The sequence below is a fragment of the Anabaena sp. EIM26 genome (genome assembly GCF_057568715.1).
This window is the reverse complement of sequence record NZ_CM172472.1, coordinates 5,171,158-5,187,761: the sequence shown is the minus strand read 5'-3', so window position 1 is coordinate 5,187,761 and position 16,604 is coordinate 5,171,158. Positions and strand designations below refer to the sequence as shown.

The 16,604-nt window shown below is 37.3% G+C and carries 11 protein-coding genes; 10 read left to right on the top strand and 1 reads right to left on the bottom strand.

Annotated features, from left to right (window positions below; genetic code table 11):
* Positions 1-240 precede the first annotated feature (240 nt).
* The 5 genes from AC012T_RS22560 (at position 241) to AC012T_RS22540 (ending at position 5,651) form a co-directional block, all read left to right on the top strand.
* Positions 241-2,715 (top strand): ATP-dependent Clp protease ATP-binding subunit, encoded by a 2,475-nt coding sequence (locus AC012T_RS22560; protein ID WP_487060943.1) that lies wholly within the window; start codon positions 241-243, stop codon positions 2,713-2,715.
* 148 nt (positions 2,716-2,863) lie between these two features.
* Positions 2,864-3,040, top strand: coding sequence for a DUF6888 family protein (locus AC012T_RS22555; RefSeq protein ID WP_487066702.1), 177 nt, complete (start codon positions 2,864-2,866; stop codon positions 3,038-3,040).
* Positions 3,037-3,261 (top strand): DUF6887 family protein, encoded by a 225-nt coding sequence (locus AC012T_RS22550; protein WP_190391833.1) that lies wholly within the window; start codon positions 3,037-3,039, stop codon positions 3,259-3,261. Before AC012T_RS22555 ends, AC012T_RS22550 begins: the two co-directional genes overlap by 4 nt.
* A gap of 118 nt (positions 3,262-3,379) precedes the next feature.
* Positions 3,380-4,570 carry a GmrSD restriction endonuclease domain-containing protein gene (locus AC012T_RS22545; protein ID WP_487060941.1) on the top strand — a complete coding sequence of 397 codons (1,191 nt, stop codon included), beginning with the start codon at positions 3,380-3,382 and terminating at the stop codon, positions 4,568-4,570.
* A 16-nt stretch (positions 4,571-4,586) separates the two neighbouring features.
* Complete coding sequence (locus tag AC012T_RS22540) at positions 4,587-5,651, top strand: MAE_28990/MAE_18760 family HEPN-like nuclease (RefSeq protein WP_487060939.1); 1,065 nt, start codon at positions 4,587-4,589, stop codon at positions 5,649-5,651.
* Positions 5,652-5,691: 40 nt separating this feature from the next.
* Here AC012T_RS22540 and AC012T_RS22535 read toward each other — a convergent pair whose 3' ends face one another.
* Positions 5,692-5,907 carry a hypothetical protein gene (locus AC012T_RS22535; protein ID WP_487060937.1) on the bottom strand — a complete coding sequence of 72 codons (216 nt, stop codon included), beginning with the start codon at positions 5,905-5,907 and terminating at the stop codon, positions 5,692-5,694.
* Positions 5,908-6,526: 619 nt separating this feature from the next.
* Here AC012T_RS22535 and AC012T_RS22530 point away from each other — a divergent pair.
* The 5 genes from AC012T_RS22530 to AC012T_RS22510 all read left to right on the top strand — a co-directional run bounded on the left by AC012T_RS22530 (position 6,527) and on the right by AC012T_RS22510 (position 16,568).
* The gene (locus AC012T_RS22530; protein ID WP_487060935.1) at positions 6,527-7,606 is read left to right on the top strand and encodes an Hpt domain-containing protein; all 1,080 of its coding nucleotides are present in this window, start codon (positions 6,527-6,529) and stop codon (positions 7,604-7,606) included.
* Between the two features lie 605 nt (positions 7,607-8,211).
* On the top strand, positions 8,212-10,842 hold the full coding sequence (locus AC012T_RS22525) for a DNA polymerase III subunit alpha (protein WP_487060933.1): 2,631 nt from the start codon (positions 8,212-8,214) through the stop codon (positions 10,840-10,842).
* A 966-nt stretch (positions 10,843-11,808) separates the two neighbouring features.
* Positions 11,809-14,454: a DUF4114 domain-containing protein gene (locus AC012T_RS22520; RefSeq protein WP_487060931.1), complete on the top strand. Its 2,646-nt coding sequence runs from the start codon at positions 11,809-11,811 to the stop codon at positions 14,452-14,454.
* Positions 14,455-14,853: 399 nt separating this feature from the next.
* Positions 14,854-15,708: a sulfurtransferase gene (locus AC012T_RS22515; RefSeq protein WP_487066700.1), complete on the top strand. Its 855-nt coding sequence runs from the start codon at positions 14,854-14,856 to the stop codon at positions 15,706-15,708.
* 113 nt (positions 15,709-15,821) lie between these two features.
* On the top strand, positions 15,822-16,568 hold the full coding sequence (locus tag AC012T_RS22510; RefSeq protein WP_487060929.1) for a DsbA family protein: 747 nt from the start codon (positions 15,822-15,824) through the stop codon (positions 16,566-16,568).
* Positions 16,569-16,604 lie beyond the last annotated feature (36 nt).

Below are 16,604 nucleotides of genomic sequence, written 5' to 3'. Positions count from 1 at the left end.
GGGATTGGATCAACAAAATCCCAATATTAGCGGTTTATTGTTAGCCATTAGTGCCGAAAACGCCGAAAAATTCAACCTCCTCAGTACACTAGCTACACAAAAAGTAATAAAAAGTTAACGATTAACTCATCACCATGTCCAATGGCAGTTGGATGTCTAAAATCTTTATACAGACATCCAAACTTTTAGCCTGTGCTAAAATCAGCGTACCGGCACGACGCAGGTGATGGGAAAAATGCTATGTTTGAACGCTTCACAGAAAAAGCCATTAAGGTAATCATGCTGGCCCAAGAAGAGGCCCGCCGTTTAGGTCACAATTTTGTTGGAACCGAACAAATCCTCCTGGGTTTGATTGGTGAAGGCACAGGAGTGGCCGCCAAGGTGCTGAAATCGATGGGAGTTAATCTCAAAGATGCCCGAATTGAAGTTGAAAAAATTATAGGTCGGGGATCTGGCTTTGTGGCCGTGGAAATTCCGTTTACGCCACGGGCAAAGCGAGTTCTAGAACTATCCTTGGAAGAAGCACGCCAACTGGGGCATAACTACATAGGCACCGAGCATCTGCTGTTGGGCCTCATCCGCGAAGGGGAAGGTGTAGCAGCCAGGGTGTTAGAAAACCTCGGTGTAGATTTATCTAAGGTGAGAACTCAGGTAATCCGAATGCTGGGAGAAACTGCCGAAGTTTCACCAGGAGGAGGCCCATCTGGTCGCACAAAAACCCCGACTTTGGATGAATTTGGCTCCAACCTGACCCAAATGGCCACGGACAATAAACTTGATCCTGTGGTGGGACGTGCTAAAGAAATTGAGCGCGTGATTCAAATTTTGGGTCGCCGGACTAAAAATAATCCAGTGCTGATTGGTGAACCAGGGGTTGGTAAGACAGCGATCGCTGAAGGTTTAGCAAGTCGCATTGCTAACAAAGATGTCCCCGACATCCTGGAAGATAAGCGTGTAGTCACTCTCGATATTGGTTTGCTCGTAGCAGGAACCAAGTACCGGGGGGAATTTGAAGAACGCCTAAAAAAAATCATGGATGAAATCCGCTCTGCGGGTAATGTCATCCTCGTAATTGACGAAGTTCACACCTTGATTGGTGCGGGTGCGGCTGAAGGGGCGATTGATGCGGCAAATATCCTCAAACCAGCTTTGGCTAGAGGTGAATTGCAATGTATCGGCGCAACAACTTTAGATGAATACCGCAAGCACATTGAACGGGATGCGGCGTTAGAAAGACGCTTCCAACCTGTGATGGTGGGTGAGCCGTCAGTTGCAGAAACCATTGAAATCTTATTTGGACTGCGGGAACGCTACGAGCAACACCATAAGCTGAAGATATCCGATGAGGCATTGGAAGCAGCAGCGAAGTTGTCTGACCGTTATATTAGCGATCGCTACCTGCCAGATAAAGCCATCGACTTGGTTGATGAAGCCGGGTCACGGGTGCGCTTGATCAACTCCCAACTGCCACCAGCAGCGAAGGAATTAGACAAGGAATTGCGGCAAATCTTAAAAGAAAAAGATGATGCAGTGCGTTCTCAGGACTTTGACCGAGCCGGGGAATTGCGCGATCGGGAAATGGAGATTAAAGCCGAAATTCGAGCGATCGCTCAAAGCAAAACCAACGCTACCAGTGGAGATGGTCTAGAACCTGTAGTAACAGAAGAAGACATCGCCCACATCGTCGCTTCCTGGACAGGAGTACCGGTGAACAAACTCACCGAATCTGAGTCCGAGAAACTGCTGCACATGGAAGACACCTTACATCAGCGCCTCATCGGTCAAGATGACGCTGTGAAGGCTGTTTCCCGCGCTATTCGTCGCGCTCGTGTCGGTTTGAAAAATCCAAATCGACCGATCGCTAGTTTTGTCTTCTCCGGGCCAACCGGGGTAGGTAAAACTGAATTAGCAAAATCCTTAGCTTCATACTTCTTCGGCTCAGAAGAAGCAATGATCCGCTTGGATATGTCCGAATACATGGAGCGTCACACCGTCAGCAAACTGATTGGTTCACCTCCTGGTTATGTCGGCTACAACGAAGGTGGTCAGCTAACAGAAGCTGTACGTCGTCGTCCTTACACCGTGGTGCTGTTTGACGAAATCGAAAAAGCACACCCCGATGTGTTCAATATGCTATTGCAAATTTTGGAAGATGGTCGGTTAACCGACGCAAAAGGACGCACCGTGGACTTTAAGAACACCTTGCTAATTTTGACTTCCAACATTGGTTCTAAGGTAATTGAAAAAGGTGGTAGCGGTATCGGCTTTGAATTCTCTGAAGATGCAACTGAGACACAATACAACAGAATTCGCTCTTTGGTGAATGAAGAACTGAAGCAATACTTCCGTCCTGAGTTCCTGAACCGGTTAGATGAAATCATCGTCTTCCGTCAGTTGAACAAGATAGAAGTTACCCAAATCGCCGAAATCATGCTTAAAGAAGTGTTCGGTCGGTTGACAGAAAAAGGCATTGTCTTAGAAGTCACAGACCGCTTCAAGGATCGCTTGATAACTGAGGGTTACAGCCCCAGCTACGGTGCAAGGCCATTACGTCGAGCAATTATGCGCTTGTTAGAAGATAGTTTAGCGGAAGAAATTCTGTCTGGACGCATCAAAGACGGCGATACTGCTCTTGTTGACGTTGATGAAAATGGCGTTGTTCAAGTTAGTTCTCAAAAAACACGGGAGTTATTACCCCAAGGTGTTGAGTTGTAATTAGGATTATTTAATTGTTAATTGAACGGTGGAGAATTTCGGTTCTCTACCGTTTTTTTTGTTTTTGTCTCACGCAGAGGCGCAGAGTCACAGAGAGGAGAAGGAGTTATATATTCGTTATCATGAGTGTTATTGAGGAGTACGGGTCATTCCTACATCGGAGCCAAAAACGCAGTTATTTATTCTGTGTTGTTGGTTAACTAAGCTATATTTACCAATAAACTTGGTTCGAGTTGATAAACGGACAGGTAATGTGTTTATCCTCGCGGGTGAAGAGAATATGATAGAAATATATCCTAATGTAAAATGGAGGTATGTGGTATGAGTCAGCCTAACTTCCAAGGTATGAGTACAAAGGAATTACGTGCTTATGTTTTATCTCATCGAGATGACCAAGAGGCATTCTACATTTATGTTGATAAATTGAATGCTGAGGCAAATTGGGTGGAAATGCCTCCATCAGAATCTGTTGATGATTTGATGAATTATCCTGAGTTTTTGCAGCGTTTTAGTAATGGTAAAAGATTAATTGAAAGTGAAGAATAATGTTTCAGTAACCAGGCACTTGTGGATGGATATGATATATTTAGTTACATAAAAATGTAAAATTATAGAATCCTCAAGTTCTAAATTTAATTAATGAAAAGTATAAGGAAGAATAAATATGATCACAAATACTCACTTAATTTCAGGTGAAACATTTATTGATAAAAATGGCTTGGATAGTAGTCCAGTCTGTCGTTCCGACGATGAAATTAACGAAAAATACAATAAAGGAGAGATAAGAATTGTAACAGAACAGGCTCGTTATCCAATTGATAGTATAGAAACTATGCTTGACAGCAAAAGGTATATCCTAAATCCTGAATACCAGCGCCGGAAAAGATGGAACAATACTCAAAAATCTCGTTTAATAGAATCATTAATAATGAATGTGCCAATTTCACCTATATTTCTGTATGAAATAGATTATTCTACTTATGAAGTAATAGATGGAGAACAAAGACTAACGGCTATATATGATTTTTATAAAGGAAAATTTAACCTAGAAGGATTAGAATATTGGCAGGAACTTAATGGGCGAAATTATCAAAATTTGCCTGGGCAAGTTAGAAGAGGAATAGATAGACGCTATTTATCATCTATTGTCTTATTACAAGAAACAGCTAAAAATCAAAAAGAAGCTGAATATGTCAAACATATAGTTTTTGAAAGATTGAATAGTGGAGGAGATAAATTAACTCCACAAGAAACGAGAAATGCCTTACACAATGGTAAATTTAACCAAATATGTATAAAACTTGCTCAAAATGACTATTTCCGTAAAATGTGGAAACTACCTTTAGAAAGTGAAGGAGAAGAAAAATTACTTAAAAGTGAATCTTATCGCAAAATGGAAGATGTAGAATTAGTTTTGCGATTCTTTGCTTATCGTCATATAGATAATTTAAAATCTCCTGTGGATAAATTTTTAGATGAATACTTAAAACAAGCAAATAATTATTCAGATGAAACGATTGAAAATCTTGAAAATCTTTTCAAAGAAACTATTCAGTTGATTTATTCTATATTAGGAGATTCAGCTTTCATACCTCCAAAAGGAGACCGTGAGAGAACAAAGCCATTAAAAATTATATATGATCCAATAATGCAGGTATTTGCAAATAATATTACTTATAAGGAAAATCTACTCAGAAATAAAAATGCTATTAAAAATAATTTATATTCAGATCCAGAATTACTCAACATCAAAGAAGAAAATAATAGATTACTGTTTGATGGTAGATACAATAACAGAAAAGATGTGGAAGCACGCATCAACTATTTTCATAATTTCCTACAAAACTATATTTAATTATTGGTAGAAATTTATGAATATAGAATCATTAGAAAGCTTCACAAGAGAAGTCAATCAAATCAGAGAATATTTAAAACATATTCAATATGTAAATGATGTAGCTGCTTATTCTGTTCTAGAAACCGATAATCAACAAATTATAAAATTACTGAATACTCTGAAAGAGCATGATAGAAGTTTTAGAACAGATAAACGAATATTTGAATATAAAGCATCTATTATCTCACTTTATGGACTACTGGAAAAATATGTAGAAATATGGATCAAAGAGTATCTTGATTTTTTATCAAGTGTAGTACCTGAGTACACACAAATAGATGAAAAGATTAGAGATAATCACTTTGAACTTTCTTTAAAATTGATAAATACTATTACCAGTAGAGAAAGTGCTAAATATCAGCATCTTACAAAAGAGGAAGTCATAAATAAACTTAATGATTGCATAGTCAGTCCTAGCAAATATCAAATTAATACAGATGCTTTTGTTCTTTTGTCAGGTAATTTAAAACATAATAAAATTGTAGAGTTATTCAACAAGCTAAATTTGGATTTGAATAATGAATTATTAAAAAATGAAAAACTTAACAATGAAATTGGTTTAACACCAGAAAAAATTTCCAATACAGCAAAAGATATTTTGTATAATAAAATAAATGATTTGGTTGAAAGGAGAAACCAAATTGCTCACGGTTCAGAAGAAGTAGATGATATCCTCAGCATATCTGAATTAGAACCTTATATTCAATTTTTAGAGAAATATTGTCAAGCTATTTTTCAAACATTATTTGAACAAGTTGTCAAAGAGGAATCAATACATACTTTTCAGCAAGTAGAAGATGTAATTAAAATTTTTGGTAATAAGGTATTAGCATTTGAACTTGAAAACTATACTATAAAAGTTGGAGATAAGCTAATTATCCAAACGAAAGAAGGTAGATTTTATAAAAAACCTATTTTAACAATTCAATTAGATAATACAGAATATCCTGAACTTATAGTTACACAAAAAACAAAGATTGCTGTCAGTGTAGATCATAAAATAAAAGATAATCACACATTTTACATAGTGAAGAAATAATTAAATTGCTCTTTGTTAATGTGGATGTAATGCGTCGCTTTTACTCTTGAAAAATATTATTTAACTCAGCAGGTAAAATCACTGGAATTTTTGAACCTAAAAATCCAGACACATCACGAGTTACAATAGCAGCAATAAACCCTATAATCTCACCTGCATCAATTTTTGCAAATAGCTTAACTTCATCTTCTACAAAAGGTTCTCTTTCTAGTAAAAAATCTAAAACCACATTCGTATCAATAGCAATTCGCTTCATTTGTATTTTTCAGTTAGATAAGTGACATAATCTCCATTAATATTCTCATCAATAGAGATATTTACACCTTTAGCAATACCACGCAGTCGAGATAAATTACCTTTCTTGAAACTAATTGAGTTTCTTGTTGTAGAAACTTGGGTTAAATAATACTTGCAACATTAACTATATCTATATCAATCGCTAAAATCTCACTGCTATTGGCAAGAATTTCAACTGCATAAAACGATGTGAGCAAATTTTACTCTGCTACTTAGGCTTACTAGTACTTTGTTATACTTGATGTGGCATCTTCAAAAACTACACATTCTTTGGCGAAAAGTCCTAACTGCTAGGCTGCGAATAGAAATTAATCTGGTTTGGGTTTACTCAGGATATGAATCAAGTTAAAAGTGGGTAGTCTAAACACAGCACTAAATCAAGCCATCCTTTTATGAATCATAAAAATTTGTAAATATGATGAAATTTTCCAAATCTGAACTTTTAAATATTCCTGCTGGGAAAAGTGGAGTCCTCTGTTGTAATCATTCAGCAGTCGTTATCCATCAAACCAAGCTATAGAGATATTCTTTAGCTGTTTTTTATCGCCAATATCATAAAAATGCAGCATTGTACAGTTATGAAACCAGAAGAATTTAACAGAATTCTCGGCTACTTCGTTGAAGAATCACAAGAATACCTCAATACAATCTACAACGGTTTATCCAATTTACAAAATACAATTGATGACCGAAATGAATTAGAAGTGATGTTCCGGGATACTTTTTGCCTCAAAGGTACAGCAGGAATGCTAGGATTTACCAGCATGATGAAAATTCTATCTCGTTTAGAAGATTGTCTAAAATTACTGCGTTATCCGATTATTGCTGATGAACCTCTACAATTAATATTTTTAAATATTTACCATGCCCTCAAACGTTTAGTTTTAGAAATTAAAACTTATGAAGGTTTAACAGCGGCAAAAGTAGCTGATATTACTTTTAATATTGATGCTATGTTTACAGTTCTCAATTCCCATTTGTTTTTTTTGATTGATAAATCTAATTATAAAACTAAAATTAATAATATAGATACCTGTCACAAATGGGGTTATGAAATGCCATTAAAACTAATTTTATTAGATACAAAAACATTTTTATGCAGAACTTTTGCTGATTATTTTGAAGGTTTACCTAATATAGAAATAGTCAATGGCACTTTTGAGGATTTGCCTTTTTTTGATTGCATAGTTACGGCAGCTAGTGCTTTACCTTCTGCGAATAGTATTGATCGTGCGATTCTGAGATTTTTTGGAGAAGATGTCGAAAAATTTTTACAACACCGCATTCAAGAAGAGTATTTGGGAGATCAACCCATAGGTACGTCTTTAATTGTGGAAACCAATCATCCTTTACACCCTTTTATTGCTCATACTCCTACTTTGAGAATGCAGGTATCTATGGCTGGTAATGATCATGTTTATCAAGGTTTGTGGGCAACTTTGTTAGCTATTCGCCAACATAATAGATTGTACTGCAATTGTTTACAAAAACAAATTACTACAGTTGCCATTCCTGGTTTGGGTACTAGTCCTGGTAGTGTTCCTGTTGATGAAGTGGCTAGACAAATGTCTATGGCTTATCAAAATTTTCTGTTTAGTCTTCCACCCTTCCAGAATTCCTACCAGAGAGAATTTCAGAGTTTGCTGACAATTACTTAAAATCTGTAAAAGTAAAATTTTCTTAACTTCCGCAATGACCACCAAGACAATTCCAAAATACTGGTTTAATCTTTAAATATAAAGGTATTACTAGTTGACATTTATTAAATGCAATGCCAGCTACTGCCGAAGCTATTTTATAATATTTTGCTCCTCCTATGGCTCCCAAACACACAAAAATTCAATTTCCTCTTTGGCAGTATTTGAATCAGCCCTTATTCAATCATGAAACTAAAGTAATATGGAGTCCACACCGCTTCGCTTTACTTTGGAGAATTGAACTTTTAGAACGTTGCTTGGCTAAACATTCTGATGCCAAGGGACCACAACAGCATTAGGTAACAGATAATTGGTGATAACTGATTTTAAGCCTCGTTTATAGAACGGGGCTTTTTGCTATCAAGTAGAGTATTAGCTTTTGTAAGCGTAGAAGCCTGATGTTGCAGGGTATGTTTAAATGAAACTCTGCTAGGATGGGCTTTTTAGCAGTTCAAAGTGAAAATTCTGAGAACAATTTTAGATAAAAACTGTTAGTCTATAAATCTCCTGTGTGGGTGGAGTTAATCGCAAATTTCAACCCTGGTTGACTTGTATTGGAGGTGCTTATGTCTTTTGTTCCTTTGCATATTCATAGTGATTACAGTTTGTTGGATGGGGCCAGTCAGCTACCAGAGTTGGTGGATCAAGCGATCGCACTGGGGATGAAAGCGATCGCACTCACAGATCATGGTGTCATGTATGGTGCAGTAGAATTAATTAAAATCTGCCGCAATAAAAACGTTAAGCCAATTATTGGCAACGAAATGTATATTATTAATGGTGATATTGAAAAACAAGAACGCCGTCCTAAATATCATCAAGTTGTTTTAGCTAAAAATACAAAAGGCTATAAAAACTTAGTTAAATTAACCACAATTTCTCACCTTCAAGGTGTGCAAGGTAAAGGTATTTTTTCCCGTCCTTGCATTAACAAAGATTTACTCAAACAATATCATGAAGGCTTAATAGTCACCAGCGCTTGTTTAGGTGGAGAAATTCCCCAAGCAATTCTTAGTAATCGACCAGATGCAGCCAGGAAAGTTGCTAAATGGTATAAAGAAGTTTTTGGTGAAGACTTTTATTTAGAAATTCAAGACCACGGTTCCCAAGAAGACAGAATTGTTAATGTCGAAATTGTCAAAATTGCACGGGAATTAGGAATTAAATTTATTGCTACTAATGATTCCCATTACATTTCTTGTTTTGACGTAGAAGCACACGATGCCTTGCTATGTATTCAAACAGGACAGCTAATTAGCGAAGATAAAAGAATGCGATATAGCGGCACAGAATACCTCAAATCTGCCGCAGAAATGCAACAGTTATTTCGTGACCATTTACCAGATGATGTGATTGCCGAAGCTATAGCCACAACGGTCGAAGTAGCGGATAAAGTCGAGCCTTACCATATCATGGATGACCCGAAAATTCCTACTCCTCCTATTCCTTCTGGTCACACTCCTGACACTTATGCAGAAGAGATTGCTTGGCAAGGATTGTTAGAAAGATTAAATCGTAAATCCCGCAGCGAAGTAGATCAAGTTTATAAAGAAAGATTAGAATATGAATTAAAAATGTTGCAAAAAATGGGCTTCTCTACCTACTTTTTAGTAGTGTGGGATTACATCAAATTTGCACGAGATAATAATATTCCTGTGGGTCCAGGTCGGGGTTCAGCAGCTGGTTCTTTAGTTGCTTACGCAATGCGAATTACTAACATTGACCCTGTGCATCATGGTTTATTATTTGAAAGATTTCTGAATCCCGAACGTAAGTCAATGCCTGATATTGATACGGATTTCTGCATTGAACAACGGGATAAAGTGATTGAATATGTAACTGATAAATATGGTGCTGATAGAGTTGCCCAAATTATCACATTTAACCGTTTAACATCGAAAGCAGTTTTAAAAGATGTCGCTAGAGTGTTAAATATTCCCTATGGTGACGCTGATAAAATGGCGAAATTAATTCCCGTAGTGCGGGGAAAACCAACTAAACTCAAAGTCATGGTTTCTAATGAAACACCAGCACAAGAGTTTAAAGATAAATATGATAATGACCCAAATGTTCGTCATTGGCTAGATATGGCCATGCGAATTGAAGGTACTAATAAAACCTTTGGTGTTCATGCTGCGGGTGTAGTGATTTCTGCTGATCCTCTTGATGAAATTGTTCCCTTACAACGCAATAATGATGGTTCTGTAATTACCCAATATTTCATGGAAGATTTGGAATCATTGGGTTTGTTAAAAATGGATTTCTTGGGTTTACGGAACCTCACTTTAATTCAAAAAACTATTGATTTGATTGCAGAAACTAAAGGTTATAAAATTGACCCCGATGAAATTACAGGTCAAGAAAGAAAAGCCCAAAAAATATTAGCAAAAGGTGGACATAGTACTTTACCAAAAGATGTAGAAAAAGCTTATGAATTATTAGAATCAGGTAAATTAGAAGGAATATTTCAACTAGAATCTTCAGGAATGAAGGAAATAGTTAAAGACTTGAAACCTTCTAATATTGAAGATATTTCTTCTATTTTGGCACTTTATCGACCAGGCCCATTAGATGCGGGATTAATTCCTAAGTTTATTAATCGTAAACATGGACGCGAACAGATTGAATATGAAACAGGTATTTTAGAACCAATTTTAAATGAAACCTATGGAATTATGGTCTATCAAGAGCAAATTATGAAAATTGCTCAGGATATGGCTGGTTATTCTTTAGGACAAGCTGACTTGCTGCGTCGGGCTATGGGTAAAAAGAAAGTTTCTGAAATGGAGAAACAAAAGCAAAATTTTATTGATGGTTCCGCAAAAAACGGTGTAAAACCCCAAGTCGCTGAACATCTATTTGGGGATATGTTAAAGTTTGCAGAATATTGTTTGAGTTATGATACGGAAATTTTAACTGTGGAATATGGTTTTATTCCTATTGGAGAAATTGTAGAAAAGAGAATTGAGTGTAGTATTTTTAGTGTTGATAAAAATGGAAATGTTTACACTCAACCCATTGCCCAATGGCATCATCGAGGAATGCAAGAAGTATATGAATATTGTTTAGATGATGGTTCAAAAATTCGAGCAACTAAAGACCATAAATTTATGACTACTGCGGGAGAAATGTTACCGATTGATGAGATTTTTGAGCGGGATTTGGATTTGTTAAAGGTGGAGGGTTTACCAGAGTAATTAAGAGAGTAATTAAGAGGGTGTTTGAAAAGTTCTTCATGTATAAATAAACCTCTTTCCATAGACACGAAGCAGCTTCTCAAAGAGTACCTCTCCCCGACGCGCTTGTGTGTACACCGTAGCCCTTGGTAAGGGGAGGGTTGAGGAGGGGTAATTTTGTATCTAACTAGAGTGGGAAGGCTATAATACTTTTCAAATATCCTCTAAGAGAATTCCATAGAATGATTGATCCTGTTTTAACGTGAGTTCGACATAAGATAATCTGTGGAAAACTCGCCACAAGTAGGAGTCTCAAACCCTTATTCTCTCGTTGAAAAAATCATAACTCCGTTCGCGTAGCGTCTCCGGAGGAGAAACTCCGAACTCCTAACACCGAACTCACGTTGTTTTAATATCATTCCCCTAAAGCTTGTCCCCGTAAAAGTAAGGGTAATTCATGAATTACCCCTACTCCATTGGATCATGTTTTTTATGGAGTTCTCTAAGAGAATAGAGAACTTTTAACGGGTAAAATTGAGAAATATAGTGATTTCATCCGTACTTAAAAATATCTAAATAATTTCATCTAAGTATTTGTCTAATAAAGAATAGCATCAAAAGTTATAGAGATTATTTAGTGAATTTACATAATATTCCTCAACCATGAAAGGTTGCTATTAATTTACTGCTAGACATATTCAAAATGTAGATATAGCAGGTATTACCAGTATATCTGCTCAATACAAATGGCAAAATTCTCTCAAAAATAAAGTATTTTCTGGATAATTGCTTGATAACTAGAATTTACGCAAAAAGCTCTCACAATTTAGGTTTCTCCGTGTCTTTTGCGTTTTATACGGTTAATTGTTCCGTAATTCGTGCGTAAGTCCTGATAAAAAAAAGGCGTATTTATACAGTTATTTTTTTGACTTAATAAAAGTTATAAAAAAAAAGACTTAGATGTTAGTAAAAAAAGACACGAAGAAGATGACGACAATTTCTAACTTGAATAATGGCATCTTTACAGTTAATGCAACTGGAAAAGTTAGCGTTGATTTTCTATATGATGGAGGCTTGAATAAAGGAGAACTAGCGATCTTTAGCCTTCAAGGTATGGAAGGACTGACGGTAGGTTCGACAGAATTCATGCTGGAAGCAAGCAGACGCGCTCTCAGCAATTCTAATTTAGGTTATGTAGCTGTGCGGGATGAAAGCGATCGCGCTCGGTTCAGCAACCTAAATAATGAATTGTCCTGGGAAAAAGATTTCAACAGTGGTGTTTACAAGGGTCCCCAACTGTTTGAGATGACAGCAGGAAGCACCTTTGCCATGATGTTAGTTACCGATACTACAGTAGCTAAGATTGCTCAAAGTACCTCCATTAGTACAGATAAAGTTCTGTTTTCTTTTGGTGCAGTAAATCAAACAACAGGCACAGTTTCACCCCAAATCGCAGATATCACTGGCAAGGGAAATACCTTTGGTTGGGAAGATATTAATACCTTAAAATCCAACGATCGCGATTTCAACGATATGGTAGTTCAATTGTCTGGTGCAACAGCCAAGGCACCGACGCTACAAGATTCTGTTTACACTAACCGGAATTGGTTAAACACCTCATTCGGACAGGAATTAGTGCAGTATGCTAACCGTCCTCGGTTTGAATCAGGTACTTTTATCGTCGATGGTACTGGTCAAGTTCAATTTGATTATCTCTATGATGGCGGTTGGTATCAAGGAGAAGTAGCGGTTTTTAGCCTCAAAGGGATGGAAAACTACCAACCAGGTTCCTTAGAGTTTATCCGAGAAGCAACTCGTCGGGCTTTAAGCAACTCCACAGAAGGTCGCCTTCTCATGAGCGATCGCACAGACGGAGCGCGTTTGAGCGGTACTACCAGTTGGGAACCTAACTTTAATGCTGGTAATTACCAAGGAATTAAGTCCGTTCAGATGAATGCTGGGGACGAAGTAGCATTGATGCTAGTGCAGAATACTACCATTGACGAGATTTATCGCCAACCCTACGCTACCGCCCAAGTTGGCAAACAAGTTATTTTCTCTACCGACAAAAATCAGATAGTTGCTGTAGACAAAAATGGCACACTAGCATTTGAAGATATCAGCGTTAGTTCTGGTGGTGCCGATAAAGATTTTAATGACATAGTTTTCCAAGTTAAAGGACTAACAAGCAACAATATCGCTGACATGAACGCAGAGGTTAATCCCAATAGGGATTGGCGAACTACTGCTATCGGACAAGACTTACTCAAATATGCTGACCGATCTACATATAGCGAGGGAGTATTTGAAGTTGGCGAAACTGGCCAGGTAAATTTTGACTTTCTTTACGATGGCGGTTGGTATCAAGGAGAGTTCGCCGTCTTTAGTCTCGAAGGCATGGAAAACTACCAACCTGGTTCGGAAGCTTTTATTAAACAAGCCACTAATCGCGCTCTCAGCAACTCTAAATTAGGCTATGTCTTGGCTAAAGACCCCAGCGAAGGAGCGCGTTTTACTGAAAAAATGCCTTGGGAACCAAATTTCAATGCTGGAAATTATCTAGGAGTGAAAAGCTTCGAGATGAATCCAGGTGACAAATTTGCCTTTATGTTCGTACCCAATACAAGTGTTGAAGAAATCAACAAAACGAAGGGAATCAGTAAAGCAAGTCAGATGTGGCAATATGGTAAATTGCCTCTATTCTCCATCCCCGAAGCTAATCCTAGTATGGCAGTTGGACAGATGGTAGATGTAGATGGTAACGGAACTTTTGCTTTTGAAGATATTCCTACCGCCTCTTCTACTTCTGATCGGGATTACAATGATTTTGTTTTCCAAGTTAAAGGAGCTAAGGGGACTACTCAGTCAATAGATAATTTCTCTAACTCTGAGCGTAACTGGCGCACTACAAATGTAGGAAAACAACTACTCGAATATTCTAATCGGGCAATTTTCGATGAAGGCGTTTTCGTTGCTAATCAAACTGGCCAAGTAAAAATCGACTTCCTCTACGATGGTGGTCAGTATGAACAGGGAGAAGTGGGAATCTTTAGCCTCAAAGGCATGGATATGTACGAAGCTGGCTCAAACGCATTTATCCAAGAAGCGCTTCGCCGCGCCACCAGCAATTCTACAGATGGCTATGTTGTAGTCAAAGATGCTGAAGAGGGTGGTCTTTACAGCGACAATAGTAACATTCTCTATTGGGAACCAAACTTTAACGATGAAGCGTATCAAGGAGAGCAAATTTATAATCTCAAAGCTGGAGATGCGTTTGGTTTTGTACTCATGTCCAATGGAACTCTTCAAGATGCTTTAACTGGGCAGAGTTTTACAAATAGCAATAGACCTGTATTCTCTATGTCGGCAGCTAACTTAAACGATACTGTACAAGTAGCACAAGTGCTGACAGGATCTAATAAAGTGATGATTGGTTTTGAAGATGTTGCACTTAATGCTACTTCTGATCGAGACTACAACGATTTTGTCCTTACCGTTAAAGGAGTTCAGAGTATTGGTATCACCGATATCACAGATGTCATGCTTCACTATCATAATTGGGTAGATACACAAATAGGCAGTGATCTGACCAACTACTTTAATACTGGCAATTTACCACCCCAACTCTCATAATATCTCGTGGTAACTGGGAAACTCAAAGTCTTTAGATCGGAGAGTTTCAAAATCGGTTGTTACAGTTTTGTATGTCTGAAGTCAGCTATTAAATATAGCTCACACATTTGGCGATGAATTAGTTAACAGGGCGCTCTACCTCCATTATTAAACCAATTTGAAGTGTTAAAAATCTAAATAATATTAATATGGGACTTAGCGGATTGAAAATTCATGTTGTAACCTACTTCCTTTAGATTACATGGTGTAGCATATTATTTCACTTTGCTCTACTTGGCATTAATCCTATAAAAGTTATTCCAATCACAATCCCAATTTATTCTTCTGTAATTTTAACTCCACAATGCCAATCTATAGGGCGTGATAATGCCAAATGGCACAATGCAGAAGAATCGAAAAGTGGATACAAAAACTCTCATTTCTCCCCAAGAACTCTTTTGTTTATTATCAGAAAAATCCCCACAAATTGTCATCATAGATACGCGCAGTCCAGAAGAATATGCTGTTTCTCATCTTCCTGGTGCAATCAATATTCGTGAATTTTTTACATATCTTTTAGATGACTCCTCAGCAGCAGGATTAAAAAAATTACAAGAATATTTTGCTGAGATTATGAGCAAAGTTGGAATATCGGGAACAGAAAGATTAATTGTGTATGAAGATGCTTTAAATAAAGGCTATGGTCAATGTTGTCGAGCGGCTTTTTTACTTAATTATTTGGGTTGTGGTACGGTATCTATTCTGCACGGGGGATATCAAGCATGGCTTGCTGCGGAATTACCAACTACCAATGAAGTCACTAAAACCGAAAGCAGCATATTTAGATTGCATCCCAATGCGGATATCATGGTGACAAAAGATCAAATGTTACAAGCAATTGATAATCCTGCCATTATCAAATTAGATGTGCGCGATCGCATAGAATGGCAAGGATTGAGTTCTTCTCCCTACAGTCCAGATTTCTGTCCCCGCAAAGGAAGAATCCCTAACTCTATATGGCTAGAATGGCATCTGTTGATGAATTCTGAAGCTCAAATTCCCATGTTTCGCTCACCAGCAGAAATTCTCCAAATCTGTGAGTCTGTGGGTATCACCTCAGATTCTATCGTCTATATTTACTGCTTTAAAGGATCTAGGGCTGCTAATACACTGATTGCGCTGCAACAGATAGGAATTCAAGCCAAAAATTATTTTGGTTCTTGGAATGAATGGTCTCGTGATCTCTCATTACCCATTGATAGTCAAGTCCTCTAAGTCAGTGGACTAAAAGCAGATATTTTTCAACCTGCGTAGTATATTCGCGTAGCGATCGCACTGACCAAACCTCAGAAATACTAAGATAGTATGGACTTATTTAGTATTGCCCCATGCTCAAAATCTTTCAAAACCTGCGTATCTGGACAATTACCAGCTTACTCTGCTTCAGCCTTAGCTGGTCACTTCCTGCACAAGCTGATACAAAAATCGATCCCCAACTAGAACAGCAAGTATTACAAATTATTCGCAAAAATCCACAAGTAATTATCGAAACTGTTCAAGCATATCAGCAAGAACAACAGCAAAAAGTACAGCAAGTCAGACAAGAATTTTTACAGAATTTGAGAACCAATACCAAAGCTGTAATTGCTGATTCTCCTACCACAGGTTCGACTCAATTAAACACTGTGCTGTTAGAATTCTCTGACTTTGAATGTCCATATTGTGCCGAAGCACATAAAACTCTCAAAGACTTGTTAGCAAAATACCCAAATCAATTTACCTTAGTTTATAAACATTTTCCCTTAGTTCAAATTCATGACCAAGCATTACCATCAGCAAAAGCATCTTGGGCAGCATATCAACAAGGTAAATTTTGGGAATATCATGATGCCCTATTTACCAATCAAAAACAACTGGGTGAAACCTTATATTTAGATATTGCTAAAAACCTCAAATTAGATTTGGCGAAATTTAACACCGACCGCAATTTAGCCGATAAAGCAATTAAGCAAGACCTGCAAATGGCTTATAAACTGGGGCTTTCTGGCACACCTTCTTTGATAATCAATAGCAAAAATGTTTCTGGGCCAATTCAGCTTTCAGAAGTTGAAAGTATTTTACAGGGTGGAAAATAGATAAAAAAGTAGAGGCGTTTCATGAAACGTCTCTAC